This is a genomic window from Mycobacterium sp. IDUB_17 (assembly GCF_055419465.1).
The window spans coordinates 438,584-464,220 of the sequence record NZ_JBVAXS010000003.1 but is presented as its reverse complement, the minus strand read 5'-3'; the positions used below and the strand labels follow the sequence as shown (position 1 = coordinate 464,220).

The following is a 25,637-nucleotide window of genomic DNA, read 5'->3' as shown; positions in this document are numbered from 1 at the left end:
TCAGCCACGATGACCGCACTCAGCCATGCCGAATCCCCTGCCGACACCTACCGGCTCCGACTGCTCGACGGGCTCGCTGCGGCGATCAACGACAAGGGCTATCGCGAGACCACGGTGGCCGACATCGTCCGCCACGCCCGTACCTCCAAGCGCACGTTCTACGACCAGTTCGGGACCAAGGAGGACGGCTTTCTCGAGCTGTTGCGCGCCAACAATGCCGTCCTTGTCCACGGCATCCAGGCCGCCGTCGACCCCGAGGCAACCTGGCCCGATCAGATCGGACAGGCCGTCGGCGCCTATGTCGACCACATCGCATCCGCCCCGGCGATCACGCTGAGCTGGATCCGCGAACTGCCCGCGCTGGGCAGCAGGGCCCGCCCGCTGCAGCGCGAAGCCCTGCGGGATCTGACCGATCTGCTGATCGAACTGAGCGGCAGCGCCGGCTTCCGGCGCGCCGGACTGCCCCGGCTCACCGAGCCGATGGCCATCATCCTGCTGGGCGGCCTTCGCGAATTGACCGCGCTGATCGTCGAGGACGGCGGCGATATCCACGACATCTACGGTCCCGCCGTGGCCGCGTCGATGGCCATCCTGGGCGGGACAACCGTCAGCGCAGGATGAGCCGGGCCGACTTCTCCAGTCGCCGAGCGATATCCGGATATTTCTGATAGCCCATACCGGCGCGCACCAGCGCACCGGAGTACAACATCTCCAGCGATTCGATGACATCGGCGTCCACATCGGGCCCGAGCGCGGCGGCCAGCCGGCCGCGGATGTCGCTGCCGATGCGCTGTCGCAGCGCCTCGACATCCGGATCCTTGCCGAGCAGCGCGTTGGTCACCGCACCGGCGAATTCGGGTTCATCGGCCACCAGAGATGCGATGTGCTGCAACACCTCGACCACCCGGGTAGCCGGGTCGGCCGACTCGTGAGCGGCCGGCGGCGCAGCCGAGAGCCGGCGCCAGAACACCTCGGCCACGAGGTGTTCCTTGGAGGAGAAGTAGGTGTAGGCCGTCGCCGCCCCGACCCCGGCCTCGGCAGCCACACGGCGCACGGTCAGCCCGGCGAATCCGTCCCGGATGATCAACTGCAACGCGGCCTGCCCCAGGCGTTCCACAGTGTCGGCCTGCCGGGCACTCAGGCGGCGACGCGTCGACTCCAGAGCGGCATCAGACACGTGTCCGGACGCTACTACAACAACCATTCGCCAGCAACGGTAGGTTGTGCATTCATGAGCACCGCTGACACCGCCCTGCCGCCCCGCGCCGAGCGCCTGTTCGCCCTCGCCGAGCAGGTCACCGGCTTCATGCCGGCCGATGAGGGCCGCGCCCTCTATGACGCGGGCGTGCGTTACCTCAACGGCGGGGTCGGGGTCGAGATCGGCACCTACTGCGGCAAGTCGACGGTGATGTTGGGCGCGGCCGCACAGGAGACGGACTCAGTGCTGTACACCGTCGACCATCACCACGGCTCGGAGGAGCATCAGGTCGGCTGGGAGTACCACGACACCACCATGGTCGATCCGGTGACCGGACTGTTCGACACCCTGCCCACGATGCGCCACACGCTGGACGCCGCCGGCCTGGACGAGCATGTGGTGGCCGTGGTCGGAAAGTCACCCGTAGTGGCCCGTGGATGGCGAATGCCGTTGCGGCTGTTGTTCATCGACGGCGGCCATACCGAGGAGGCCGCGCAGCGGGACTTCGACGGCTGGGCCCGCTGGGTCGAGGTGGGCGGTGCGCTGATCATCCACGACGTGTTCCCCGATCCCGATGACGGCGGCCAGGCGCCGTTCCACATCTACCAGCGCGCTCTGGCGACCGGCGCCTTCGACGAGGTCGCCGCGATGGGTTCGATGCGGGTGCTCCAGCGGACCTCCGGCGAGCCAGGGCAGCTGGACTAGCGGTCGCCGGCGTTGCGGCCCGCCACACACTCGCAGTCGTACTCGCCCTCCAGGCCGCGCGGCAGTCCAACGCCTCGGAAGATGCCGCTGGCCGCGGTAGTCGAGGACAACGCGTCGGCGGCCAGGATCATGGCGGCGCCGGTCCAGGTGGTGCGTTCCTCGGGCCAGCGTTTGCCGTCGGCGAAAACCAGTCCGGTCCAATAGGATCCGTCGTCCTCGCGCAGGTGCTGCATGGCCGCGAACTGCTCGCGGGCCCGTCGGGTGTCACCGATCGTGTCCAGGGCCATCACCAGCTCGCAGGTCTCCGCGCCGGTAACCCAGGGCCGGTGGTCCACGCACCGGATGCCCAGCCCGGGCACCACGAAGTCGTCCCAACGGTCGTCGATCCGGGCTTGCGCGGCCGCCCCGCGCAGGGCGCCGCCGAGCACCGGGTAGTACCACTCCATCGCGTGGGTGTCCTTGGCGGAGAATGCCTCCGGGTGAGCGGCGATCGCGTGGCCGAGACGCCCGACAGCGACCTCCCATTCCGGCTGGGGGTCGTCGAGGTAGTCGGCGAGCGCAAGTCCGCACCGGATGCTGTGGTACACGCTGGCGCAGCCGGTCAGCAGCGCCTCTTCAACCGGGCCGGACGGGCTTGCTGCCCAGTAGATCTCACCGCCGGCGGCCTGCAGGCCCAGTACGAAGTCGAGAGCCTGGGTCACCACCGGCCACATCAACTCGGCGAAGGCCCGGTCCCCGGTGATCAGCACGTGGTGCCAGACGCCGGTGGCCACGTAGGCGCAGAAGTTGCTGTCACTGTTGGCATCCTCGATGACACCGTTGCGCAGCTGGATCGGCCAGGACCCGTCGGCGCGCTGCACGGTGCGGCACCAGTCGAATGCCGCGCGGGCCGGTTCGATCAGCCCGGCCACGGTCAACGCCATGGCGTTTTCCACGTGATCCCACGGGTCGGTGTGGCCGCCGTCGAACCACGGCAACGCCCCCGAGGATTCCTGGGTCGCGGCAATCGATCGCGCTGTCTGCAGGCAGTCGTCCGGCGTCAAAACTCCGGGCACACCGGGGATCTCAGGCACTAGCACCGCCCGGGCCTACCCGTTCGTTTCCGGCGCGCGGAATTCCGGCTTGCGGAAGTAGAGCGCGACGCTCTTGCCGATCACCGGGTTCAGCAGCGACTCGGTGGTGCGGGTGAGCCAGGGCCGTCCCATCATGTCCCACACCAGCAGCTGGTGATAGGCCTTGACCGCGAAGTGGTCGTTCTTCTCGGTGCCGACAAGACATTTGAGCCACCAGTACGGCGAGTGCAGCGCATGCTCGTGGTGCGTATGCGTGAGCCTGAGCCCGTGCGCCAGGACCTTGTCGCGCAGCTCGTCGGCTTTGTAGATGCGGATGTGTCCGCCCTCGTTGGCGTGGTACTCGTCCGACAGCAGCCAGCACACCTTCTCCGGAAGCCAGCGAGGCACCGTGATGGCCAGCGCGCCACCGGGTTTGAGGACACGCACCAACTCGGCGATGGCCCGGTCGTCCTCCGGCACGTGCTCCAGGATCTCCGAGGCGATCACGCAGTCGAAGCTGGCGTCGGGATACGGAAGGTCGAGCGCGTCACCCTTGACGGCCTCGCCCTTGGCCGACAGCGGAACCTCGCCCGCTTCCCGCATGGCCTGCAGCATCGTGTCGACATCGTTGAGATCGGACGCACTCTGGTCGAAGCCGACGACGTTCGCTCCGCGCCGGTAGGCCTCGAACGTGTGCCGGCCCGCGCCGCAGCCGACGTCGATCACCGTGGTGCCCGGTCCGACACCGAGACGGTCGAAATCGACGGTCAGCATGACGCCCCCTTCTTCCCTACCCGCTCACGGGCCATCTCGTACACCGATACCGTCTGCGCGGCAACCGATTCCCAACTGAACACGTCGAGCGCCCGCTGCCGCCCGGCGGCGCCGAGCTTGCGGCGCTCCGACGGGGAGTCGAGCAGTTCGCCGAGCACCGCGGTCAACTCGTCGACGTCGGCCGGGCGCACCAACCGGGCGCAGGCGCCGTCGTCACCGACCACCTCGGGCAGTGCTCCCGCGCGACTCGCCACGATCGGGGTGCCACTGGCCATGGCTTCCACGGCCGGCAGTGAGAACCCCTCGTACAGCGACGGGATGCACGCCACCTCGGCGGAGGCCAGCAGCGCGGCGAGTTCCTCGTCGCTCAGCCCGCTGGAGCTGTGCACGATATCGGAAATGCCAAGCTCGGCAATGAGTTTCTCGGTCGGCCCGTTCGGCTCGAGCTTGGACACCAACTGCACGTCGAGGTCACGTGCCACCCGCAGCCGGGCCACTGCATGGAGCAGATGGCTGACGCCCTTGAGCGGAACGTCGGCACTGGCGATCGCGATGATGCGTCCGCTCACCCGGTGCTCGGCGGGCTTGAACAGTTCGGTGTCCACGCCCAGCGGCACGATGTGCAGCTGATCCGGTGTCACCCCGAAGTCCTCGGCGATGTCGGCGGCCGAGGACGACGACACGGTGAGCAGCTCGGGGATCTTGCGAGCCACCTTCTTCTGCATCTCGGCGAACCCGTACCAGCGCCGCACCAGCGGCTTGCGCCACCACGTGGCAGCGGCGATCTCGACCACCCGGTCGCGGGTGATCGGGTGGTGCACGGTGGCCACGACCGGCAGGCCGAGGCGGGCGATCTTCAACAGCGCCGAGCCCAGGCTCTGGTTGTCGTGGACCACGTCGAACTCGTCGCGGCGGTCGGCCAGGATCCGGGCCACGCGCATCGTGAACGTCCGGGGCTCCGGGAACCCGGCGCTCCACATCGTGGCCAGTTCCAGGGCGTCGATGCCGTCGCGGATCTCGCTGGGCTTGGGCACGCGGAACGGGTCCGGCTCACGGTAGAGGTCCAGGCTCGGAACCTTGGTCAGCTTGACCCGCGGGTCCAGGCCTTCGGGATACGGCTGGCCGGAGAACACCTCGACGTCGTGGCCCAGTTCAGCGAGCCCGCGGCTCAGATAGCGCACGTAGACACCCTGGCCACCGCAATGAGTCTTGCTCCGATAGGACAGCAACGCGATACGCATAATCAGATCACCCGACGGCCGGAATCGTGCTGAGCTGGGAATACACGCTCACGCGTCGACTCCGAACCCTCTGGACATGTGTCCAGACTATAGTTTGACCTGCTAGCCAACGCAACGCGTCGGCCGGCGGCTAAGCCGGAGGGAAGCCCCCGGTGGCAACGGGACCCCAACGCACCGGCGTGATCCGGATCAGGCACTTGCCCTGATCCACCATCGCCTGCCGGTACTCATCCCAATCGGGGTGTTCACCGGCGACCGCGCGGAAGTAATCGACCAGCGGCTCCACCGCGTCGGGCAGTCCGATCACCTCGGCGTCGCCGTCGACTTGCACATACGCGCCGTTGAACTCCTCGGACAGCACCGTCACGCTGGCCCGGGGCGTGCGCCGGAGGTTGACGGCCTTCGCCCGCTGCGGATAGCTGGCGATCACGATGCGACCCCGCTCGTCCACCCCGCCCGTCACCGGTGAGGTCTGCAGCGAGCCGTCGGCGCGGAACGTGGTGAGCACCATGTGATGTCTCGGGCGCACGAAGTCCAGGAGTTCGTCGATACCCACGGTCTCGGCGGTCGCGTATTTCCGGGCCATGCCTCGACATTAGTAGCCGCAGGGCCGCCAATTTCGCTGTCTTCACCCAGATCCGGTCATTGAGTCGATCAATTTCTGCCAGCGGAACTAAAGCTTCTGAGCTGCCGGTTCTACCGGACATACCGCAGCATGTCGAAATGCCGCGAACCAGAACAGGACGGACGCTCCAGTGCGAAACACGATCGGAAAGTCACGAATCATCGCCGCCGCCGTCGGTGGTCTGGCGGCCGTGGTCATCGGATCGGCCGGCATCGCCGCGGCCGCACCCAGTGGCCCCAGCAATGCCGAGAAGACGATCAGACAACTTCAGTCCCAGGGCTACACCGTGATCGTCAACCGCCTGGGATCGTCACCGCTGGATCAGGCTTCCGTCGTCGCCGTACGGCCCGGGCCGAACTTCAGCCGCACCGACACGCTGAGCGCCGTCACCACACGCACGGTGTACGTCGACGTCAAGTAGCAGACAGGCACTGCCATCGGAGTCGATAATGACCGGATGGCAGTGAAAATGGAGGATCTGCTGGGCAGCAAGCTGGATGCCCTGCGATACCAGCCCACTGCCAAACGAATTCGGATCTGTCTGGGCGGCGAGCCGGTCGCCGACACCGGTGAGGCGGTCCTGATCTGGGAGCCGCGGCGGGTGGTCCCGACGTATGCGGTGCCGCGTTCGGCACTGACGGCACAACTGGTTCCGGCCGGCGGGGATGTGGGTGACGACGAGATCCCCGGGTTCCTGGACCCATCGGTGCCGTTCACCGCGCACACGTGTCCGGGGACGGCTTTCGACGTCATCGCCGGTGACGAAACCGGCGCCGCCGCGGCGTTCCGGCCAGACGATCCGGAGTTGGCCGACTACCTGATCCTGGACTTCGCGACCTTCGAATGGCGCGAGGAAGACGAGCCGATCGTCGCGCACCCGCACGATCCGTTCCACCGGATCGACATCCGGCGCAGCCGACGGCACATCCGCATCGAGCTCGACGGGCAGGTGCTGGCCGAATCCTCCAGTCCCATGCTGTTATTCGAGACCGGCCTGCCCACCCGCCACTATCTTCCGCGCGCAGATCTGACCGCTGTTCTCGACGTGAGCAACACCGTCACGTACTGCGCGTACAAGGGACGGGCCACCTACTATTCACTGCCCGGTGGTCCTGCCGATCTGGCCTGGTCCTATCACGAGCCGTTGATCGACGCGGTGCAGGTCCGCGACCACATCTGCTTCTTCGACGAGCGGGTCGACGTGTTCGTCGACGGTGAGCGCATGGATCGTCCCGTCACCCCCTGGTCCTGACGGAAGCCCTGTTTGGGGCCGCCCGGTTCTGGCAACATCTGTCTCCGACAGCACTGTCAGTTGACCGGAGGTCATGATGGGCTCATCGGATGTCACGATCACCGCGGCCGCCGGGACTGAAGGCGGTGGCGCCGCGCTCGATCAGGTGATCGGCATGTCGGTGGTCGCCCTGATCGTCACCGTCGCACTCCTGTGGATCGGGTACCTGCACCGCAACCGGCGCATCACCTGGCTGAACAACTTCGCCGAATGGCTGGGCCGCAAGTTCCACCGGCCACCGTGGGTCGCGTTGCAGGTGTTCCTGTTCACCGCGACCATCATCTGCGCTCTGTTCGGTTTCATCTGGGACGTCAGCCTGCACATCGGCAAGGGACGTGACGCCGGACCGCTGGCCAACCCCGCGCACTACTTCATCCTGATCGGGCTGTTCCTGCTTTTCATCGCCGGCTCGATGGCCATCGTGCTGCCCTACGACAAGCCCGGCCCGGCCGCCATCCGGATCACGCGCACCTGGTACGCCCCTGTCGGCGGAGTCCTGATGGCGCTGTGCGGGCTGTACGCCCTCATCGGGTTCCCCCTCGACGACATCTGGCACCGCATCTTCGGCCAGGACGTCACCCTCTGGGGCCCAACCCATTTGATGCTGATCGGCGGTGCGGGGTTGTCACTGATCGCCGTGCTGCTGCTGGAGCACGAGGGCCGGGTCGCGATGGGCCCGGACAGCGTAGGTGAGGACAGCAAGTTCAACAAGTTCCTCTACTTCCTGTCGTTCGGCGGCCTGTTCATCGGGCTCTCGGTGTTCCAGATCGAATACGACTTCGGTGTGGAGCAGTTCCGGCTGGTGCTGCAGCCGATGATGATCGCGGGTGCGGCGGCGCTGGCCGCGGTCGCGGCGCGGCTGGTACTCGGCCCGGGCGCGGCCTTGATCGCCGCCGGGTTCGCGATAGCCCTGCGCGGGGCCGTGGCCTTCATCGTCGGCCCGGTACTCGGTGCACCGACGAGCTGGTTCGCGCTCTACCTCGGCCCGGCACTGGTGGTCGAACTCATCGCACTGACCCCGCTTGTCAAGCGGCCCATCCTTTTTGGCGCGGTGGCCGGTCTCGGCGTGGCGACCGTCGGACTGTGGCTGGAATCGTTGTGGATCGGTGCGGTCTATCACTACCCGTGGCCGACGAGCATGTGGGGTGAGGCGCTGGCCATGGCGATCCCGGTGGCCGTCGCGATGGGCCTGTGCGGCGCGCTGCTGGCGCTGGTGCTCACCGGTCAGCCGCTCCCCCGGCCCGCGGTGGGCATCTCCATCGTGGTGGCAACCGTGCTGGTGATCGGCGGTGCGGTGGCCAACGGGCTGCGCACCGAGGTTCCGCAAAATGCCAGCGCCACCATCACTTTGACGGATCTCCCGGCTCACGACGGACAGCGCATGACCTCGGCGGACGTGCAGATCACCCCGGCCGGCCTGGTCAGCGACAACCCGGAGTGGGTGTCGGTCCTGGCGTGGCAGGGCGGTCTGGCCAACGATCGCGGTCTGGTGGTCAACCCGTTGGAGAAGGTCGGTCCGGGTCACTACCGGTCGACGCAGCCCATCCCGGTGTCCGGAAAATGGAAGACCCTGCTGCGCGTGCAGGACGGGACCACCATGGCCGGCGTGCCGATCTTCCTGCCCGCCGATCCGGGTATCGGTGCCAGCGAGACGCCGGCACTGACGACGAGCACCCGTGAGTTCGTGCAGGAGATCACGATCCTGCAGCGCGAACGCAACCTCAACCACCCGTCCTGGCTGTACAACGTGGCTTCGCTGGTGGTCCTGGTGTGCACGCTGATCCTGATCGCGGGGTTGACCTGGGGTGCCGGGCGGATCAATGCCAGGGAGCTGGCCGCGGGACGTGAACCCGCCGGGCTCCCATGACGTATCTGATCCAGTACCAGGCCGACCACACGTTGCTGCTGGCATTGCCGGCCTTCGCTCCGGCACTCGTCGTGGTGGGCGTCGTGGTGTACGTCGCCATGCGGGACCGCCGGCAGAATGCGGGCAGCGAATCTCCTCGAGATGAATCGGTGGACTCCTCAGGCGAAGATGGTTCACCGTGATCAACCTCAAAAGCAGTGTCATCGTCCTGGCGTCCGCCCTCGCCCTGGTGACGGCCGGTTGCGGCGGCTCCGACGAGACTCAGAAGACCGACGGCTCAGCCGGTTCGGCCACTCCCACGGCCACCACGGTCAATCCGTCGGACATGACCAACCAGCAGCAAGCGCCCACCCGGCTGCTGATCGACGTCACCATCAAGGGCGGCGAGGTCACCCCGACCAACCAGCCGCTGCAGGGCAAGGTCGGCCAGCCCATCGTGGTGCGGGTGAACAGCGATGCCGCCGATGAGCTGCATGTGCACTCCAATCCCGAGCACAGCTTCAAGATCGAGCCGCGTAACGGCCAGCAGTTCCAGTTCACCGTCGATGTACCCGGCACCGTCGACATCGAGTTGCATCAGCTGAACCGCACGATCGCCAGCGTGCAAGTGCAGCAGTGACGCCCCGGTCGACCGCGGTACTGGCTCATGGTCTGGGCGGTTCGACCGATCTTCCGATCCCCTACACCTACGCGCTGATCGGCGCGGCGTGGACGCTGACGTTCACCTTCGCGGTGGTGGCACTGGCCTGGCGACGGCCCAGATTCGATCCGGACAAGCCGGGCCTGCCACTGCCGTCCTGGGTGACGACGGCCGTCGACTCCACCGTGACGCGCTGGGTGGTGGGCCTGCTCTCACTCGCCCTCACCGGGTGGGTGGCCTACACCGCAGTCACCCGGCCGGTGGGCGCCAATCCGCTGCCGGGTGTCTTCTATGTCCTGCTGTGGGTGGGACTCGTCGCTGCCTCGCTGTTGTTGGGCCCGGTGTGGCGGCTGATCTCTCCTGTCCGCGCGCTGTACCGGTTCCTGCCCGAGGCGGCCCCGTGGCGCTATCCCGAGCGGCTGGGTTACTGGCCGGCCGCCGCGGGGCTGTTCGCCTTCGTGTGGTTGGAACTGGCCAGCCCGGACTCGGGATCGGTTGCGGCCATTCGTAACTGGCTGTTGGTCTACCTGGCGGTGACTCTGGCCGGCGCATTGTGCTGCGGGCAGCGCTGGCTGGAAAGTGCCGACCCGTTCGAGGTGTACAGCACGGTTGCTTCGAGACTGTCGCCGTTGCGCCGCCATGACGGTCGGATCGTGCTCGGCAATCCGTTCGATCACCTGCCCTCGATGCCGGTGCGACCTGGGCTCGTCGCCGTGCTGGCGGTCCTGTTGGGATCCACGGCGTTCGACAGCTTCTCGGCCATGCCTCAGTGGCGCAACTTCGTCGACGCGCACGCCGGATCCCCGCTGGGCTCTAGCCTGATCCGCACCGCGGGTCTACTGGTGTTCGCCACCACGGTGGCCGTCACATTCTGGGCCGCCACCCGCACCACCGGCGGGGTCGATCGCCGGCTGCGCCGCGAATTGCCCGGGCTGATGGCGCATTCGCTGATCCCCATCGTCATCGGCTACGTGTTCGCGCACTACCTGTCCTATCTGGTGGAGCGCGGCCAGCAGACGGTGATCCTGCTGTTCGGACTGCAGGATGTGCGGGTCAGCTACTTCTTGTCCGTGCACCCAACGCTTTTGGCCAGTCTGAAGGTCGGATTCGTGCTGGCCGGTCACGTGGCCGGCGTGATCGCGGCACACGACCGGGCACTGCTCCTGCTGCCGAAACAACACCAGCTCACCGGCCAGCTCGCGACGATGCTGGTGATGGTCGGCTACACCTTCACCGGGTTGTACCTGCTGTTCGGCGGGTAGCGTCGGGATCATGCAGATGTCCAAGCAGACTCGGGCACTCATCGTCGTCGATGTACAGAGCGACTTCTGTGAAGGCGGCTCGCTGGCGGTCGCCGGTGGGGCTGCGGTGGCGCGCGACGTCACCGCTCTGTTGGCCACCGATCACGGGTACGACCACGTGGTGGCCACCAAGGACTTCCACATCGACCCGGGTGGGCATTTCTCCGACACCCCCGACTACAAGACGTCGTGGCCGCGGCACTGCGTGGCCGATACGCCGGGGGCGGCATTCCATCCCGAATTCGATCCGGCTGCGATCGAGGCGGTGTTCAAGAAGGGCCACCACTCGGCGGCCTACAGCGGATTCGAGGGCGTCGACGACTCCGGGACGACGCTTGCGGACTGGCTGCGCCGGCGGGGCGTCGAGGCTGTGGACGTGGTGGGCATCGCCACCGACTACTGTGTCGCGGCCACCGCTGCTGACGCGGTCAAGGCCGGGCTGCGCACGCGCGTGCTGACCGGCCTGACCGCCGGCGTCGCACCTGAGAGCTCCACTGCGGCAATCGATGAACTTCGCAGCGCCGGAGTGGAAATCAGCTAGTCGGGTCGACGGGCCGGCCTGTCCAGCGCGGCTCCCGACGCTCGACGTAGGCACGCACCCCTTCGCGTGCATCGTCGTGCGCCATCAAGCGCAGGTGGATCTCGGTCTCCCGGGCGCCGACACCGGCCCGGTCGAGGTCATACGAATCCCACAGCAGCCGCTTGCTGGCCGCGACCGACATCGGCGCGGTGTTGACCGCGATGTCGTGCGCGAGTTCCAGTGCGGCGGGCAGCACCTGGTCGGCCGGCAGCACCCGGCTGCCCAGGCCGAGTTCGACGGCGCGGTGCCCGTCGAATGTGGCTCCGGTCAACAGGATCTCCGCGGCGTTGGCGAGACCCACCAGCCGGGGCAGGATCCAGTGCGAGTACGCGTCGCCGACCATGCCGCGCCGGGCCTGCACCACGCCGTAACGCGCACCCGCGGCGAAAAGCCGGATGTCGCACTGCAATGCGAGAGTCAGGCCGATGCCGATGGCGTGTCCGTTGACCGCGGCGATCACCGGCTTGCCGAGAGTCCACGCCGGCACGGACAGGCCCGCGGCGCTGAATTCCTTGCCGGGCTCGGTGAAGGTCTGCTCCCCCGCGCCCAGGTCTGCGCCCGCGCAGAACGCGGGCGGGGCACCGGTCAGCACGATCACCCGGATCGCGTCGTCGGCGTCGCACCGCAGGTAGGCATCGGCCAGTTCCTCGCGCATCCCACCACCGAAGGCATTGCGTTGCTGCGGGCGGTCCAACGTGATGATGGCAACGGACTTGTCGACTGTGACGCGCAGGGTCCGGTACTCCGGCAGCTCAGAGCGTGTGGTCACAGCTGGTAACGTACCGCCGCCCGTTCGCCCGGCCGCAGCCCCCTGAGCGCCGTATGGTCGATTTGTGACCTTGGAAACGTGGCGGGGCAAGGCCTACCCGCTCGGTGCCACCTACGACGGCTCGGGCACCAACTTCGCGTTGTTCAGTGAGGTCGCCGACCGGGTCGAGCTGTGCCTGTTCGATCCGGACGAATCCGGGGCACTGCAGGAGACCCGGGTGACGCTGCCCGAGGTCGACGGATTCGTCTGGCACGGTTTCATTCCCGGAATCGAGCCCGGCCAGCGCTACGGCTACCGGGTGCACGGCCCCTACGACCCGGCGTCCGGTCAGCGCTGCAACCCGAACAAGCTCGTGCTGGACCCGTACGCCAAGGCCATCGAAGGTACCTTCGACTGGGGTCAGCCGCTGTTCTCCTACGACTTCGCCGATCCGGACAGCCGCAACGACGACGATTCGGCGGCCGGCATGCCGAAGGCCGTGGTGATCAACCCGTACTTCGACTGGGGCGTCGACCACCCGCCCAGTCACGAGTACGCCGACACCGTGATCTACGAGGCCCACGTCAAGGGACTGACCCAGACCCACCCGGACATCCCCGAGCAGTTGCGCGGAACCTACGCCGGCGTCGCCCACCCGGTGATCATCGACCATCTGAAAGCGCTGCGGGTCAACGCCATCGAGCTGATGCCGGTGCACCATTTCGTGGATGACTCCACGCTCGTCGAGAAGGGCTTGTCGAACTACTGGGGCTACAACACGATCGGGTTCCTGGCACCCGATCCCCGCTACAGTTCGGCCGGCACCCCTGGCGGTCACGTCCAGGAATTCAAGGCCATGGTGCGCGAACTGCACGCCAACGACATCGAGGTGATCCTCGACGTCGTCTACAACCACACAGCCGAGGGCAACCACCTGGGGCCGACGCTGTCGATGCGCGGTATCGACAACGCGGCCTACTACCGGCTGGTCGACGACGACTTGCAGTACTACATGGACTACACCGGCACCGGCAACAGTCTCAACGTCGGCCATCCCCATTCACTACAACTGATCATGGACTCGTTGCGGTACTGGGTCACCGAGATGCATGTCGACGGGTTCCGCTTCGACCTGGCCGCCACGCTGGCCCGCGAGTTCTACGACGTCGACCGGCTGAGCGCGTTTTTCGAACTGGTGCAACAGGATCCGATCGTGAGCCAGGTCAAGCTGATCGCCGAGCCGTGGGACGTCGGGCCCGGTGGCTACCAGGTGGGCAACTTCCCGCCGCAGTGGACCGAGTGGAACGGCAAGTTCCGCGACACCGTGCGCGACTACTGGCGCGGCGAGCCGGCCACCCTCGACGAGTTCGCCTATCGGCTGACCGGCTCGGCCGATCTGTATGAGCAGACCGGCCGTCGCCCGTTCGCCTCGATCAACTTCGTCACCGCCCATGACGGCTTCACGCTCCGTGACCTGGTGTCCTACAACGAAAAACACAATCAGGCCAACGGCGAGGACAACCACGACGGGGAGAGCAACAACAAGTCGTGGAACTGCGGCGCCGAAGGTCCATCGGACGATCCGGCGATCAACACGCTGCGCGCCCGCCAGCAGCGCAACTTCCTGGCCACTCTGCTGCTCTCCCAAGGCGTTCCGATGCTCTCGCACGGCGATGAGCTGGGACGCACGCAGCGCGGCAACAACAACGTGTACTGCCAGGACAATGACATCTCCTGGATCGACTGGGCCACCGCAGATTCCGATCTGCTCGAGTTCACCCGCTCGGTATCGGCGCTGCGCGCGGCACACCCGGTGTTCCGGCGTCGCAGGTTCTTCGACGGCCGGCCGGTACGTGAGGCGGGCACAGACGGATCGCCCGACATCGCCTGGTTCGCACCCGACGGCTCCGACATGACGGCCGAGGACTGGGAGACCGGGTACGCCAAGTCGGTGGCCGTGTATTTGAACGGACAGGGCATCGCCGATCCCGATGTCCGAGGCCAGCGCGTGGTGGACGACTCGTTCCTGCTGTGCTTCAACGCGCACTACGAACCGATCGAGTTTGTTTTACCACCGGCACAATTCGGCGCCCGATGGGTTCCGGCAATCAGCACTTCGGCAAACTCCACACGCGGTGCGGCAGCTGCCGGTGACGCGGTGAATGTGGACGCCCGCGCCGTCCTGGTGCTGCAATCAGAATCAGATTGAGCGTCAATTCAAAGAGTTGCTCATCGGTCGGATGTCCCTGCCCTAACCAGGAAGTCTGGTACCTTGAGCATGTAGCAGCCGTGGCCGCCTAAGTAGACATTGAGCGCTTTTTTCGATGTCCCCGGCCGGGCGGGCTGGGGGGTACGAGCCGAAGAGCGGCGGCAACTACCCTGCGGCCACGGCTGCGGCATCTGAACGGCTTTGCCGCCGTACCTCCAACCTCAACCACGTTGATTCATTCAGCGCGCGTGGGGCCGTCACTCTCCTGCAATACCTCTGTCACAGAGGTATTGTCGGAAGCATGCAGGACCAGCGTGATCTCGTCAGCGAGCTCTTCACGGTCGTCGGCCGGTTCCGCAGACAGCTGCGCCGGTCCACCGGCGGCGGGTTCGACGCCACCGGATTGACCCAGTCGCAGGGCGAACTGTTACGCCTGGTCGGGCGCAGGCCGGACATCTCGGTGCGGGAATCGGCCGTCGAGCTAAGCCTGGTGCCCAACACCGCGTCCACGCTTGTGTCACGTCTGGTCGCCGACGGACTGCTGACCCGGACCACCGACGACGCGGATCGCCGGGTGGTCCGCCTGCGGCTCACCCCGCCCGCGCAGGCGATCGCCGACGACTCGCGGGCCGCCCGCCGGGCCGCGCTGGCGGCCGCGCTGACACAGCTCGACGACCGCCAGATCACGGATCTGGCAAACGGATTGGATGTGATGACCGAACTGACCCGGCTGCTCCACGAGGACGAAATGGGGGAAGCATGACCGAGCAGACCCCGGCCATCGACTGCAGACACCTGACCCACCACTACGGCACGTTCACCGCGGTCGACGATCTGACCCTGCAAGTCCATCGCGGTGAGACCCTGGGCCTGCTCGGCCCGAACGGCGCCGGCAAGACCACCGCGGTACGGGTGCTGACCACCCTGACGCCGGTGCAGCAGGGCGAGGTGCGGATCTTCGGCCTCGACACCGGCCGGCACACCATGGACATCCGGCACAACATCGGCTATGTCCCACAACAACTCTCGATCGAGGCCGCCCTGACCGGCCGACAGAACGTCGAGTTGTTCGCGCGCCTGTACGACGTGCCGCGCGCCGAACGCAGAGATCGGGTGAACCAGGCGCTGGAATCGATGCAACTGCTCGACGTCGCCGACGCCGTGGCCGGCACCTACTCCGGGGGCATGGTGCGCCGCCTCGAGCTGGCCCAGGCACTGGTCAATCGTCCACTGCTGCTGATCCTCGACGAGCCCACGGTCGGGCTGGACCCCATCGCCCGCGACAGCGTCTGGACCCAGGTCGGCCGGATGCAGGCCGAGTTCGGGATGACCGTGCTGCTCACCACGCACTACATGGGTGAGGCCGACGCGCTGTGCGACCGGGTGGCCCTGATGCACCACGGCCGGTTGCAGGCGCTCGGGACGCCCGCCGACCTGAAGGCCAGGGTATTGAAGGCGACCGCATCTGCGGACGCCACGCTGGAGGACGTCTTCCGCCATTACGCCGGTTCCGACCTGACCGACGCCGGGCAACGGCCCGCTGGCATGCGCGAGGTGCGCGCGACCCGCAGGACGGCCCGTCGTGTCAGCTGATGTTCTGGTCATGGCCCCGCGCGGAATGGCCCGGGTCCGCGCCATGGCCCGGCGGATGTCGGCCTTCGCCCTGGTCGAACTGCAGAAACTGCGCCACGACCGGACCGAGCTGTTCACCCGCATGGTGCAGCCCGCGCTGTGGCTGTTGATCTTCGGCCAGACGTTCAGCCGGTTGCACCTGGTCGACACCGGCGGTGTGCCTTACCTGGCCTTTCTGGCGCCCGGCATCATCGCCCAGTCGGCCCTGTTCATCTCAATCTTCTACGGCATCCAGATCATCTGGGACCGCGACGCCGGCATCCTGGCCAAGCTGATGGTGACCCCGGCTCCGGCGTCGGCGCTGGTGGCGGGCAAGGCGTTCGCGGCCGGGGTGCGCTCGGTGGTGCAGGTCCTCGGCGTCGTGCTCCTGGCATACCTGATGGGGATCGCGATGACGGTCAATCCGCTGCGCATCCTGGCCGCGATGGCCGTGGTGGCGCTGGGTGCGGCGTTTTTTGCCTGCCTGTCGATGACGCTGGCCGGGCTGGTGCGCAAACGGGACCGGCTGATGGGAATCGGCCAGGCCATCACCATGCCGTTGTTCTTCGCGTCCAATGCGCTCTATCCCGTCGAGATCATGCCGACCTGGCTGCGCTGGCTGTCCGCAGTCAACCCGCTCAGTTATGAGGTCAATGCGTTGCGCGGGTTGTTGATCGGGACTCCGAGCAATTGGGCGCTGGACGTCGGTGTGTTGGTCGCGGCCGCCGTGGTCGGCGTGGCCGTCGCCTCGTCGTTGTTGCGCCGGCTGGTTCGCTAGGAGCAGCCCCGATACGCCCGACCAACCGGGTGGTTTAGTGTGCAGACAGATCCACCGACAGGGAGACGGTCATGCAACTGGCGCTCACACCGGAGGAAGCAGCTTTCCGCGATGAGCTGCGCACCTTCTACACGACGAAGATTCCCGCCGAGATTCGCGAACGAAATCGGCTCGGGTTGCCCATCGGCAAAGAGGGCATCGTCACGGCGCACAAAATCCTCCATGAACACGGACTTGCGGTGCCCAACTGGCCCGTCGAGTGGGGCGGCAAGGACTGGACCCCCAACCAGCACCAGATCTGGCTCGACGAGATGCAGCTGGCCAGCGTCCCCGAGCCGCTGACCTTCAACGCCCGGATGGTCGGACCGGTGATCGCCGAGTTCGGGTCGCAGGCGGTCAAGGAGCGCTTCCTGCCGCCGACCGCGGCGCTGGACATCTGGTGGTGCCAGGGCTTCTCCGAGCCCGAGGCCGGTTCCGATCTGGCTTCGCTGCGCACCACCGCGGTGCGTGACGGCGACAGCTACGTGGTCAACGGCCAGAAGACCTGGACCACGCTGGGGCAGCACGCCGACTGGATCTTCTGCCTGGTCCGAACCGATCCGCAGGCCCCCAAGAAGCAGGCCGGCATCTCATTCCTGCTGTTCGAGATGGACACCCCCGGTGTCACGCTGCGCCCGATCAAGCTGATCGACGGCAGCTACGAGGTCAACGAGGTGTTCTTCGAGGACGTCCGGGTGCCCGCCGACCAGCTCGTCGGCGAGGAGAACCAGGGCTGGACCTACGCCAAGTTCCTGCTCGGCAACGAGCGCACCGGCATCGCCCAGGTGGCCCGGACCAAGGTGCGTCTCGCCGAGGTCAAGGAACGCGCCGCGGCCAACGGCCTGCTGGCCGATCCGCTGTTCGCCGCACGGCTGGCCGAGGCCGAAAACGACGTGCTGGCACTGGAACTCACCCAGATGCGGGTGACCTCCGATTCTGCCGACGGCAAGCCGAGCCCGGCCTCGTCGGTGCTGAAGCTGCGCGGCAGCCAGCTGCAGCAGACCGCCACCGAACTGCTGGTCGAGGTCGCAGGCGCCGACGCGCTGCCGTATGAGGCCGGCGATATCGCCTCACCCGAATGGGCCCAGAACGCCGCCCCGCACTACCTCAACTACCGCAAGACCTCGATCTACGGCGGTAGCAACGAGGTGCAGCGCACCATCATCTCGTCCACCATTCTCGGATTGTGAGTTGAGCCATGGACTTTCAGCTGACTGACGAACAGACCCTGCTGGCCGATACCACCCGCGACCTGTTGTCGGGCTACGACACCGAGAAGCGGAACAAGGTGGTGGAGTCCGAGCCCGGGTACGACCGCCAGATCTGGGGACAGCTCGCCGAGGTCGGCGTTCTGGGCCTGGGTTTCGATGAGGACTCCGGCGGCCAGATCGAGATCATGGTGGTGCTCAACGAGCTCGGGCGCCGGCTGGCACCCGAGCCGGTACTGCACGGCGCGATCGGCCCCGGCGCGATCATCGCCGAGGCCGGCACCGACGCCCAGCGCGCCCTTCTCGACGAAGTCGCTTCCGGCCAGCGGATTCTGGCCTTCGCTCACTCCGAACCGGGTGTGCGCGGATCGGCCGGTGTGACGACCACCGCGACGCGCAGCGGCGACGGGTGGACCCTGTCCGGCACCAAGAACCCGGTGCTGGCCGGCGACGTCGCCGACACGCTGATCGTCAGTGCGGCCCTGCCCGACGGCGGCACCGGACTGTTCCTGGTCGAGGGCGCCAATGTGACGCGTCAGGGCTACCGCACCTTCGACGGTCAGCGCGGCGCCCAGGTCACCCTGGACTCCACACCCGCCGAGCCCCTCGGCGAGGCCGCCGATGCCGGCGTCGCGATCACCAACGCACTGGTTCGGATCTCGGCGGGCCTGTGCGCCGAGGCAGTCGGCGTGATGGACGAGTCGCTGCGCCTGACCACCGATTACCTCAAGCAGCGCAAGCAGTTCGGGGTCACGCTGAGCAAGTTCCAGACCCTGACCCAGCGCGCTGCCGACATGTACATGTCGCTGGAGCTGGCCCGCAGCATGGGCACCTACGCGGCGATGTCCATCGCCGATGGTGAGCTCGACCCGGTGATCGCGGCACGCGCCAAACTGCAGATCGGGCGGTCGGGCCGGCACATCGCGCAGGAGTCGATCCAGCTGCACGGCGGTATCGGTGTCACCGCCGAGTACCCCGTGGGCCACTACGCCGCCCGCCTGACCGCGATCGAGCACACCCTGGGCTCGTCGGCCGATCAGCTACGGACGCTGGTGGGTCAACTCGACAGCTACGAGATCGCCACCCTCTGAAGCCAGTTCTGATGGGGCCCCTGCCGGTTCACCCGGTCGGGGCCCCTTCGGTATCGCCATGGCGATGAGGGCGGCACCGGCCGCGGCGACCGCGGCGATCAACAGGGCGACGCGGAATCCACCCAACGACGGCAGCGCGTGCCCGGCGACCGTGACGGTCATCTGGGCCAGCACGGCGGTCATCACCGCACTCGACGTCGACGTGCCCAGCGAGCGGGCCAGTGAGTTGATGCTGTTGGCCGACGCGGTTTCCGACACGGGCACCGCGGCATTGATCAGGGCGGGCAGGGCCGCGAAGGCGAACCCGACACCGAAGCTGACGATCAGGCCGAGCACCATCACCCCGACCGGGGTGCCGAGCAGGACGGTGCCGGCCAGGTAGCCCGCGGCGATGATCGCGCTGCCGATCACCAACACGATCTTCGGTCCGCGCGCGGCCACGACCCGGGCGGCCACGGGTGCGGCCGCCATCATCGCCAGGCCGCCGGGCGCCATCCACAGACCGGTGGCGATCATGCTCTGCCCCAACCCGAATCCTGTTTCCCGGGGCATCTCCAGCAGCTGAGGCCCGACGAGCGACAACGCGAACATGCCGAAGCCCACCGCGATGGACGACAGATTCGTCAGCAGCACCGGGCGTTTCAGCGTGGTCCGCATGTCCACGATCGGCGACGGCGCGCGGTACTGCCACCAGGTGAACACCCCGAACGTCACCGCCGCGGCCGCGAACAGGCCCAGCGTCGTGACACTGCCCCAGCCCCACATCCCGCCCTTGGAGATCGGCAGCAACAGCATCACCAGACCGGCCCCCAGCGCCAGCGCACCGATCGGATCGAAGCGGTGATCCGACGACACCGGCTCCAGGTCGGGCACCAGCAGGACGAACAGGACTCCGGAGGCCAGGCCGAGAAAGGCCGAACACCAGAACAGGGCATGCCAATTGAAGTGTTCGGCGATCACCGCCGACAGCGGCAGACCCATCGCACCGCCCACGCCCAGCGACGCGCTCATCAGACCCATCGCCGAGGCCACCCGCTCGGCGGGCAGGGCGGAGCGCAGCACGCTGATGCCCAGCGGGATCACCGGGGCGCCGAATCCCTGCAGGCCGCGCCCGATGACCAACGGGATGAGCGACGTGGTGGTGGCTGCGATGACCGATCCGGCGAACAGCATTGCGGCGCACAGCACCAGGATCCGTTTGGGGCCGTACATGTCTCCGAGCCGGCCCAGCACGGGCGTGGCGACGGCACCGGTCAGCAGGGTCGCGGTGATCGCCCACGACGCGTTGGCCGGGCTGGTGTCGAGCAGCGCGGGCAATTGCGGGATGAGCGGGATCATCAGGGTCTGCATGAGCGAGACGCTGATGCCCGCGGCCGCGAGCACCGCGATCAGCAGCCCACCGGACGCCGATCGGCGCGTGGGCTGATTAGGCATACTAATGAAGATAGGTGACTAGCTGAGCAGGCGCGCCACCGACCCCAGCGGGATGGGCAACCAACTCGGCCGGTACCGGGCCTCATAGGCCGCCTCGTACACCGCCTTGTCCAGTTCATAGGCCGCCAGCAGGGCGGCATGCTCGCGCGGATCGGCGCCGGCCACCGCGGCATACCCGTCACAGAACGCCGCACTGTTGCGGTCGGCCCATTCCCGCGCCCTGGCAGCCACCTGCCGGGCCCGGTCATCGTCGGCGGCCAACTCCACCAGCCGCGCATACGCCGCGTATTCGAACGACCGCACCATGCCCGCGACGTCGCGCATCGGGGAATCCGGGCTGCGGCGCAGCTGCAGCGGCTGGCCGGGCTCCCCTTCGAAGTCGATCAGCAGCCAGCGCTCCGGGGTCCGCAACACCTGGCCCAGATGCAGATCGCCGTGGATCCGCTGCACGCTCACGTGCTCGTCGGCCAGCTTGCGGTAGCGGTCTTCGATCAATGAAACATGCTGGCGCAGTGCGGGTACCGCCTCCGCGGCGGACGCCAGGCGGGCAGACATGAGGTCTGCCGGGAACGGCACCGACTCGGTGCCGAGTTGCTCCGCCAGGCAGGCGTGCACGGAGGCGACCGCCTCGCCCAGGCGGTAGGACTCGGCCGCGAAGTCACCACCCACCTCGTCGGCATACAGGTCCCCCTCGGCGAACAGATCCCGGGTGCTCGCGGTGGCCATATCCCAACCCTCAGCGGAGTTGTCGGCGAATTCGGTCACCATCCCCAGCGCGAAAGTCTCACCGTTCCAGTCGATATCCATCGATCCGAGCAGTGTCGCCACGTGCGGGTTGCCCGCCCTCGCCAGTACCCGGTTGAGTTCGATGTCGGGGTTGACGCCCGGGGTGATCCGGCGGAACACCTTCAGCACGGCATCCTGCCCGAACACCACGCTGGTGTTGCTCTGTTCGGCCGCCGACACCCGGGGCGGGGCATCCAGCGGCAGGATCGCCCCCGACTCCTTGCCGCACCTGAGCCCGTCCACCGTGGCCGAACGGTCGATCAGCTGCAGCAGATGCTGCGCCGCGTCCTGGTCATAGAGGGCGTCATAGGCGGTCCGCCCGCCGGCACCACCGATCGTGGCCACCGAGCTGTATTCCTCCATCGGTTCGGCATCCCACTTCACCAGCACCTGGTACCGCTCGGTGCCGCCGTCGGCATAGGACACCTTCAGCAACGTGAGTTCGAGGTCGGGCCCGAGCTCGACCACCAAACCCGGTGCGGCGGAGACCAACTCGCGGCCGCGGCCGGCATACCACCGTTGCTGGCCGAGCCAGTCTCCGAATTCGACACTCATTGCTGTGCTCCAGGGTCATGCTCGGGCTCGCGGAGCTGGAACCAGTAGAACCCGTGCCCCGGCAGGGTCAGCAGGTACGGCAGCTGGCCGATGCTGGGGAATTCCACGTAGCCGGACATCTCGATAGGTGTATACCCGTTCCACTCCTGCAGATTCAGTTCGATGGGCTGCGGGAACCTGGACAGGTTGTTGACGCACAGCACCGCATCCCCGGACCCGTCGATCTGCCGCACATACGCCAGCACCGACGGATTGGAACCGCCGAGCTCGCGGAACTCCCCGACCGCGAATGCCTCGTGGCGGCCCCGCATGGCCAGCATGCTTCGGGTCCAGTTCAGCAGTGACGTCGAGCTGTCCCGCTGGGCCTCGACATTGACCGACTGGTACCCGTAGACCGCGTCCTGGTTCGGCGGCAGGTACAGCCGCCCCGGGTTGGCCGTGGAGAATCCGGTGTTGCGGTCCGGCGTCCATTGCATCGGCGTGCGCACACTGTCGCGATCGCCGAGCCAGATGATGTCGCCCATCCCGATCTCGTCTCCGTAGTACAACATCGGGGACCCGGGCAGGGACAGCAGCAGCGCGGTGAACAGTTCGATCTGGTTGCGGTCGTTCTCCAGGAGCGGGGCCAGCCGGCGCCGGATGCCGACGTTGGCCTTCATCCGTGGATCCTTGGCGTACTCGGCGTACATGTAGTCACGCTCGTCGTCGGTGACCATCTCCAGGGTCAGCTCGTCGTGGTTGCGCAGGAAGATCGCCCAGTGCGCCATGTCCGGGATCGCCGGCGTCTGCGCCAGGATCTCCGAGATCGGGAACCGCGACTCCCGGCGCACCGCCATGAAGATCCGCGGCATCAGCGGGAAGTGGAAGGCCATGTGGCACTCGTCGCCGCCGGTGTCCGGATCGCCGAAGTACTCCACCACGTCGGCCGGCCACTGGTTGGCCTCGGCCAGCAGCACCCGGCCGGGGAACTCGTCGTCGACCACCTTGCGGCAGCGTTTGAGGAAGGCGTGGGTCTCGGGCAGGTTCTCGCAATTGGTGCCCTCCCGCTCGAACAGGTAGGGCACCGCGTCGAGCCGGAAGCCGTCGATGCCCAGATCCAGCCAGAACCGCAGGACGTCGATCATCGCTTCCTGCACGGCCGGGTTGTCGTAGTTCAGATCGGGCTGGTGCGAGAAGAACCGGTGCCAGTAGAACTGCCGGCGCACCGGATCGAACGTCCAGTTCGACTCCTCGGTGTCGACGAAGATGATGCGTGCGTCGGCGTACTTGTCGCTGCTGTCGCTCCAGACATAGAAGTCGCCGTACGGACCGTCGGGGTTGTGCCGCGACTCCTGGAACCACGCGTGGGAATCGGAGGTGTGGTTCATCACCAGGTCGGTGATGACGCGAATGCCCCTGCGGTGGGCGCCGTCGAGCAGCGTGACGAAGTCGTCCACGGTGCCGAACTCGGGCAGGACCTTGTAGAAGTCCCGGATGTCATAGCCGCCGTCGCGCAGCGGCGAATCGTAGAACGGCGGCAGCCAGAGGCAGTCCACGCCCAGCCACTTCAGGTAGTCGAGCTGTTGGGTCAGGCCCTGCAGATCGCCCACGCCGTCGGCGTTGGAGTCATAGAACGCACGGACCAGAACCTCGTAGAACACCGCCCTCTTGAACCAGTCCCGGTCGGTCGGCAGCGTTCTGGCATGACCGAAGTCCTCGGCGGTCGGATGCTCGACCACCTGGTGGCCGTCCTGAACGTTGTCCATCAGCCTCCCAAGGTACCCACTTCATCGGCCCTCGACACCCGCTCGGAACCTCTGCCGGGCCACGGCGCCCCGAAACGATCCTGCAGCAACGTTTTTCGCCGGCGCGGGCATGTTTGCGGAAAAACTAACGGTTGAATAAGAGACGGCGACGGGTTACGTTTTCCCCGCATTTGATCTCCTCGTCGGCTATGGGCCGGCGATCACGAACATTCGACGAGGGATGGCCTGTGGGTGAGTCCGCACCAAATGACGGTGAAGCACCAGTAATCGTTGGTCTGTCTGATGCGGCGATGCACATGTACATCGCAGCGATCGACGCGCTACCGCCGATCAGCGACCCTGAGTACGCCGACCGCGCCGCGGTCGTCCTCAGCGGTCTGCGCAAGCTGCAGACGTCGCTGTCGGAGGCGGCGGGACGCAGCCGCGTCACCCCGTCCGTCATCGTCGCGCTCAGCGGTGTGCGGCACCGCTACGACGAGCTGATGACGACGGCGTCCGAGGGCCCTGCCGCCACGCTCGGTCAGCGTCTCTATGTCGCGCGTGGCCGCGCGAAGCTGTCCACTCAGGAAGCTGCCAATGGCGTCGGCCTGCGCAAGGACCTCATCGAGGCCGTCGAGGCCGAGGAGCCCGCGACCGAGGCCGAGACCGCTCAGATCAAGGATCTGATCGCCGCCCTCGGCGGCTGACCCGGCCGACACCCGAACGATAGGGTCGCTGCGTGACACGCGATCATGGCGACCCCGGTGATGCCCCTTCGGTTCCTCCCCCATTGACGGAGGTGATCGAGGGGGCACGTCCGTCTGCGGCCGAGGAAGCCCGCACGGTCGCGGCGTCGACGAACGCAGGCACACTGGCCTCGCTCACCCCTAGCGGCGACCCCTGGGCGTCCTTCATCACCTACGGGCTCCTGGCCGGTGCACCGGTGCTGTGTGTGTCGAACATGGCCGAGCACGGCCGCAACCTCGCAGGCGATCCTCGGGCCAGCATCTCCATCGTCGCCCCCGACGCCGGGTCGGATCCGTTGGCCAGCAGCCGCATCACACTGGCCGGGGTCGCCGAGCGGCCCACCGGCGACGAGCTCGCCGCGGCCCGCCAGGCCCACCTGGACGCGGTGGCTGCCGCCCGCTATTACATCGATTACAGCGACTTCTCCCTCTGGGTACTGCGCGTGCAGCGGGTGCGCTGGGTCGGCGGATACGGCCGGATGGACTCGACCACCGGCGAGGCCTACTCCCATGCCGAACCCGATCCGGTCTCGCCACACGCCGCAGCGGCGATCGAACATCTCAACGCCGACCACGCCGATTCGCTGGCCGATATGGCCCGCACCCTCGGCGGCTATCCCGACACAAGCACGGCAGTGTGCACCGGCGCCGACCGCTACGGCCTGGATCTGCGGGTCACCACCGAGCGCGGGATGGCCTACATCCGGGTCGGCTACGCCGCACCGATCAGCTCGTACAACGAGTTGCGGGCGGCCACAGTCGAGTTGGCCCAGCGCGCCAGGCAGGGCTGAGACCCCGCCGACCCGTGCAATACGATCGCGGGTATGCCTGAGCGCCCGGAGACCTGGCAAGCCGCCTTCGACCTGATCCGCACCCGCGGGTACGAACACCGCGAGGAACCGTTCCGTCTGGCCAGCGGGCAGATGAGCCACGACTACATCGACGGCAAGTTCGCCATCGACACCGGCGAGCGGATGGCCATCGTCAGCCGGGCGGTCGCCGATCTGGCCGCGGCCAGCGGCATCGAGTTCGACGCCGTGGGCGGGCTCACCATGGGGGCCGACCCACTGGCCCACGGTGTGGCGATGGTGACCGGCAAGGCCTGGTTCTCGGTGCGCAAGGAACAGAAGTCACGCGGCCGCGAGCAGTGGATCGAAGGCACCCGGCTCGAGCCCGGCACCCGCGTACTGCTGGTCGACGACGTGATCAGCACCGGCGGCTCCACCGAGATCGCCTACGAACGCGTCACCGCCGTCGGGGCCGTTGTCACCGGCGTCATCCCGATGGTCGACCGCGGCGACGTCGCGACGGGCCGGTTCGCCAAGCGCGGCGTGCCGTTCGCGGCGCTGGTCACCTATCGCGATCTGGGCATCGAACCGGTCAAAGATGTCTAGGGCCGACGCCTGAGCCGGGAAACGAACCCCTGTCACACTT

At 67.3% G+C, this 25,637-nt stretch carries 27 protein-coding genes; 18 read left to right on the top strand and 9 right to left on the bottom strand.

Going from position 1 to position 25,637, the window contains the following annotated elements; genetic code table 11:
* Positions 1 to 9: 9 nt before the first annotated feature.
* Entirely contained in the window at positions 10 to 621 is a 612-nt protein-coding gene (locus ACZYZ7_RS15220; protein WP_450071503.1) for a TetR/AcrR family transcriptional regulator, read from the top strand.
* Here ACZYZ7_RS15220 and ACZYZ7_RS15215 read toward each other — a convergent pair.
* Positions 608 to 1,177, bottom strand: a complete 570-nt coding sequence (locus tag ACZYZ7_RS15215; protein WP_450071504.1) for a TetR/AcrR family transcriptional regulator — start codon at positions 1,175 to 1,177, stop codon at positions 608 to 610. The two genes, ACZYZ7_RS15220 and ACZYZ7_RS15215, sit on opposite strands and share 14 nt — an antisense overlap.
* A gap of 54 nt (positions 1,178 to 1,231) precedes the next feature.
* On the opposite strand from ACZYZ7_RS15215, the gene ACZYZ7_RS15210 reads away from it, so the two are divergent.
* A complete protein-coding gene (locus ACZYZ7_RS15210; protein ID WP_450071505.1) occupies positions 1,232 to 1,903 on the top strand; it encodes a class I SAM-dependent methyltransferase in 672 nt (223 codons plus the stop codon).
* On the opposite strand, the gene ACZYZ7_RS15205 is transcribed toward ACZYZ7_RS15210, so the two are convergent.
* The 4 genes from ACZYZ7_RS15205 to ACZYZ7_RS15190 all read right to left on the bottom strand — a co-directional run bounded on the left by ACZYZ7_RS15205 (position 1,900) and on the right by ACZYZ7_RS15190 (position 5,556).
* Positions 1,900 to 2,976 (bottom strand): prenyltransferase, encoded by a 1,077-nt coding sequence (locus tag ACZYZ7_RS15205; protein WP_463741246.1) that lies wholly within the window; start codon positions 2,974 to 2,976, stop codon positions 1,900 to 1,902. The genes ACZYZ7_RS15210 and ACZYZ7_RS15205 overlap by 4 nt on opposite strands.
* A gap of 15 nt (positions 2,977 to 2,991) precedes the next feature.
* Entirely contained in the window at positions 2,992 to 3,729 is a 738-nt protein-coding gene (locus ACZYZ7_RS15200; protein ID WP_450071507.1) for a class I SAM-dependent methyltransferase, read from the bottom strand.
* The gene (locus ACZYZ7_RS15195; RefSeq protein ID WP_450071508.1) at positions 3,723 to 4,970 is read right to left on the bottom strand and encodes a glycosyltransferase family 4 protein; all 1,248 of its coding nucleotides are present in this window, start codon (positions 4,968 to 4,970) and stop codon (positions 3,723 to 3,725) included. Before ACZYZ7_RS15195 ends, ACZYZ7_RS15200 begins: the two co-directional genes overlap by 7 nt.
* Positions 4,971 to 5,100: 130 nt before the next feature.
* The gene (locus ACZYZ7_RS15190; RefSeq protein ID WP_135459501.1) at positions 5,101 to 5,556 is read right to left on the bottom strand and encodes a PPOX class F420-dependent oxidoreductase; all 456 of its coding nucleotides are present in this window, start codon (positions 5,554 to 5,556) and stop codon (positions 5,101 to 5,103) included.
* Between the two features lie 181 nt (positions 5,557 to 5,737).
* Here ACZYZ7_RS15190 and ACZYZ7_RS15185 point away from each other — a divergent pair, with 181 nt between their 5' ends.
* From ACZYZ7_RS15185 to ACZYZ7_RS15155, 7 genes are all read left to right on the top strand, one after another.
* Positions 5,738 to 6,016, top strand: a complete 279-nt coding sequence (locus ACZYZ7_RS15185) for a hypothetical protein (RefSeq protein ID WP_450071591.1) — start codon at positions 5,738 to 5,740, stop codon at positions 6,014 to 6,016.
* Positions 6,017 to 6,052: 36 nt separating this feature from the next.
* Positions 6,053 to 6,847, top strand: a complete 795-nt coding sequence (locus ACZYZ7_RS15180) for a DUF427 domain-containing protein (RefSeq protein ID WP_450071509.1) — start codon at positions 6,053 to 6,055, stop codon at positions 6,845 to 6,847.
* Positions 6,848 to 6,923: 76 nt separating this feature from the next.
* Complete coding sequence (locus ACZYZ7_RS15175) at positions 6,924 to 8,753, top strand: hypothetical protein (protein WP_450071510.1); 1,830 nt, start codon at positions 6,924 to 6,926, stop codon at positions 8,751 to 8,753.
* A complete protein-coding gene (locus tag ACZYZ7_RS15170; protein ID WP_135459504.1) occupies positions 8,750 to 8,935 on the top strand; it encodes a hypothetical protein in 186 nt (61 codons plus the stop codon). Before ACZYZ7_RS15175 ends, ACZYZ7_RS15170 begins: the two co-directional genes overlap by 4 nt.
* Complete coding sequence (locus tag ACZYZ7_RS15165) at positions 8,932 to 9,372, top strand: hypothetical protein (RefSeq protein WP_450071511.1); 441 nt, start codon at positions 8,932 to 8,934, stop codon at positions 9,370 to 9,372. The genes ACZYZ7_RS15170 and ACZYZ7_RS15165 overlap by 4 nt, the downstream gene beginning before the upstream one ends.
* Positions 9,369 to 10,655 carry a hypothetical protein gene (locus ACZYZ7_RS15160; protein WP_450071512.1) on the top strand — a complete coding sequence of 429 codons (1,287 nt, stop codon included), beginning with the start codon at positions 9,369 to 9,371 and terminating at the stop codon, positions 10,653 to 10,655. Before ACZYZ7_RS15165 ends, ACZYZ7_RS15160 begins: the two co-directional genes overlap by 4 nt.
* Before the next feature lie 10 nt (positions 10,656 to 10,665).
* Complete coding sequence (locus ACZYZ7_RS15155) at positions 10,666 to 11,235, top strand: isochorismatase family protein (protein ID WP_286175213.1); 570 nt, start codon at positions 10,666 to 10,668, stop codon at positions 11,233 to 11,235.
* Here the strand turns inward: ACZYZ7_RS15155 and ACZYZ7_RS15150 are convergent.
* Positions 11,228 to 12,043 (bottom strand): enoyl-CoA hydratase/isomerase family protein, encoded by an 816-nt coding sequence (locus ACZYZ7_RS15150; RefSeq protein WP_450071513.1) that lies wholly within the window; start codon positions 12,041 to 12,043, stop codon positions 11,228 to 11,230. The genes ACZYZ7_RS15155 and ACZYZ7_RS15150 overlap by 8 nt on opposite strands.
* Positions 12,044 to 12,113: 70 nt before the next feature.
* Here ACZYZ7_RS15150 and glgX point away from each other — a divergent pair, with 70 nt between their 5' ends.
* The 6 genes from glgX to ACZYZ7_RS15120 all read left to right on the top strand — a co-directional run bounded on the left by glgX (position 12,114) and on the right by ACZYZ7_RS15120 (position 18,958).
* Positions 12,114 to 14,231: a glycogen debranching protein GlgX gene (gene glgX / locus ACZYZ7_RS15145; protein ID WP_450071592.1), complete on the top strand. Its 2,118-nt coding sequence runs from the start codon at positions 12,114 to 12,116 to the stop codon at positions 14,229 to 14,231.
* A gap of 301 nt (positions 14,232 to 14,532) precedes the next feature.
* A complete protein-coding gene (locus ACZYZ7_RS15140; RefSeq protein WP_450071514.1) occupies positions 14,533 to 14,994 on the top strand; it encodes a MarR family winged helix-turn-helix transcriptional regulator in 462 nt (153 codons plus the stop codon).
* Positions 14,991 to 15,824, top strand: coding sequence for an ATP-binding cassette domain-containing protein (locus ACZYZ7_RS15135; protein WP_450071515.1), 834 nt, complete (start codon positions 14,991 to 14,993; stop codon positions 15,822 to 15,824). The genes ACZYZ7_RS15140 and ACZYZ7_RS15135 overlap by 4 nt, the downstream gene beginning before the upstream one ends.
* Before the next feature lie 10 nt (positions 15,825 to 15,834).
* Positions 15,835 to 16,620: an ABC transporter permease gene (locus tag ACZYZ7_RS15130; protein ID WP_450071593.1), complete on the top strand. Its 786-nt coding sequence runs from the start codon at positions 15,835 to 15,837 to the stop codon at positions 16,618 to 16,620.
* A 71-nt stretch (positions 16,621 to 16,691) separates the two neighbouring features.
* Positions 16,692 to 17,849, top strand: coding sequence for an acyl-CoA dehydrogenase family protein (locus ACZYZ7_RS15125; RefSeq protein ID WP_135459510.1), 1,158 nt, complete (start codon positions 16,692 to 16,694; stop codon positions 17,847 to 17,849).
* An 8-nt stretch (positions 17,850 to 17,857) separates the two neighbouring features.
* Positions 17,858 to 18,958 carry an acyl-CoA dehydrogenase family protein gene (locus ACZYZ7_RS15120; protein ID WP_450071516.1) on the top strand — a complete coding sequence of 367 codons (1,101 nt, stop codon included), beginning with the start codon at positions 17,858 to 17,860 and terminating at the stop codon, positions 18,956 to 18,958.
* On the opposite strand, the gene ACZYZ7_RS15115 is transcribed toward ACZYZ7_RS15120, so the two are convergent.
* The 3 genes from ACZYZ7_RS15115 to treS are packed head-to-tail and all read right to left on the bottom strand — an operon-like array spanning position 18,908 to position 23,478.
* Positions 18,908 to 20,392, bottom strand: coding sequence for an MFS transporter (locus ACZYZ7_RS15115; protein WP_135459512.1), 1,485 nt, complete (start codon positions 20,390 to 20,392; stop codon positions 18,908 to 18,910). The two genes, ACZYZ7_RS15120 and ACZYZ7_RS15115, sit on opposite strands and share 51 nt — an antisense overlap.
* Positions 20,393 to 20,410: 18 nt before the next feature.
* Positions 20,411 to 21,733 (bottom strand): maltokinase N-terminal cap-like domain-containing protein, encoded by a 1,323-nt coding sequence (locus tag ACZYZ7_RS15110; protein WP_463741245.1) that lies wholly within the window; start codon positions 21,731 to 21,733, stop codon positions 20,411 to 20,413.
* Positions 21,730 to 23,478, bottom strand: coding sequence for a maltose alpha-D-glucosyltransferase (treS, locus tag ACZYZ7_RS15105; protein ID WP_135459514.1), 1,749 nt, complete (start codon positions 23,476 to 23,478; stop codon positions 21,730 to 21,732). Before treS ends, ACZYZ7_RS15110 begins: the two co-directional genes overlap by 4 nt.
* Positions 23,479 to 23,774: 296 nt before the next feature.
* Here treS and ACZYZ7_RS15100 point away from each other — a divergent pair, with 296 nt between their 5' ends.
* Genes ACZYZ7_RS15100 through pyrE form a run of 3 tightly spaced genes read left to right on the top strand, consistent with a single transcriptional unit; the run spans position 23,775 to position 25,597 of the window.
* Positions 23,775 to 24,164, top strand: coding sequence for a hypothetical protein (locus tag ACZYZ7_RS15100; protein WP_135460345.1), 390 nt, complete (start codon positions 23,775 to 23,777; stop codon positions 24,162 to 24,164).
* A 32-nt stretch (positions 24,165 to 24,196) separates the two neighbouring features.
* Complete coding sequence (locus ACZYZ7_RS15095; protein ID WP_463741244.1) at positions 24,197 to 24,994, top strand: HugZ family pyridoxamine 5'-phosphate oxidase; 798 nt, start codon at positions 24,197 to 24,199, stop codon at positions 24,992 to 24,994.
* Positions 24,995 to 25,027: 33 nt separating this feature from the next.
* On the top strand, positions 25,028 to 25,597 hold the full coding sequence (pyrE, locus tag ACZYZ7_RS15090; RefSeq protein ID WP_135459516.1) for an orotate phosphoribosyltransferase: 570 nt from the start codon (positions 25,028 to 25,030) through the stop codon (positions 25,595 to 25,597).
* The last annotated feature ends 40 nt before the right edge of the window (positions 25,598 to 25,637 follow it).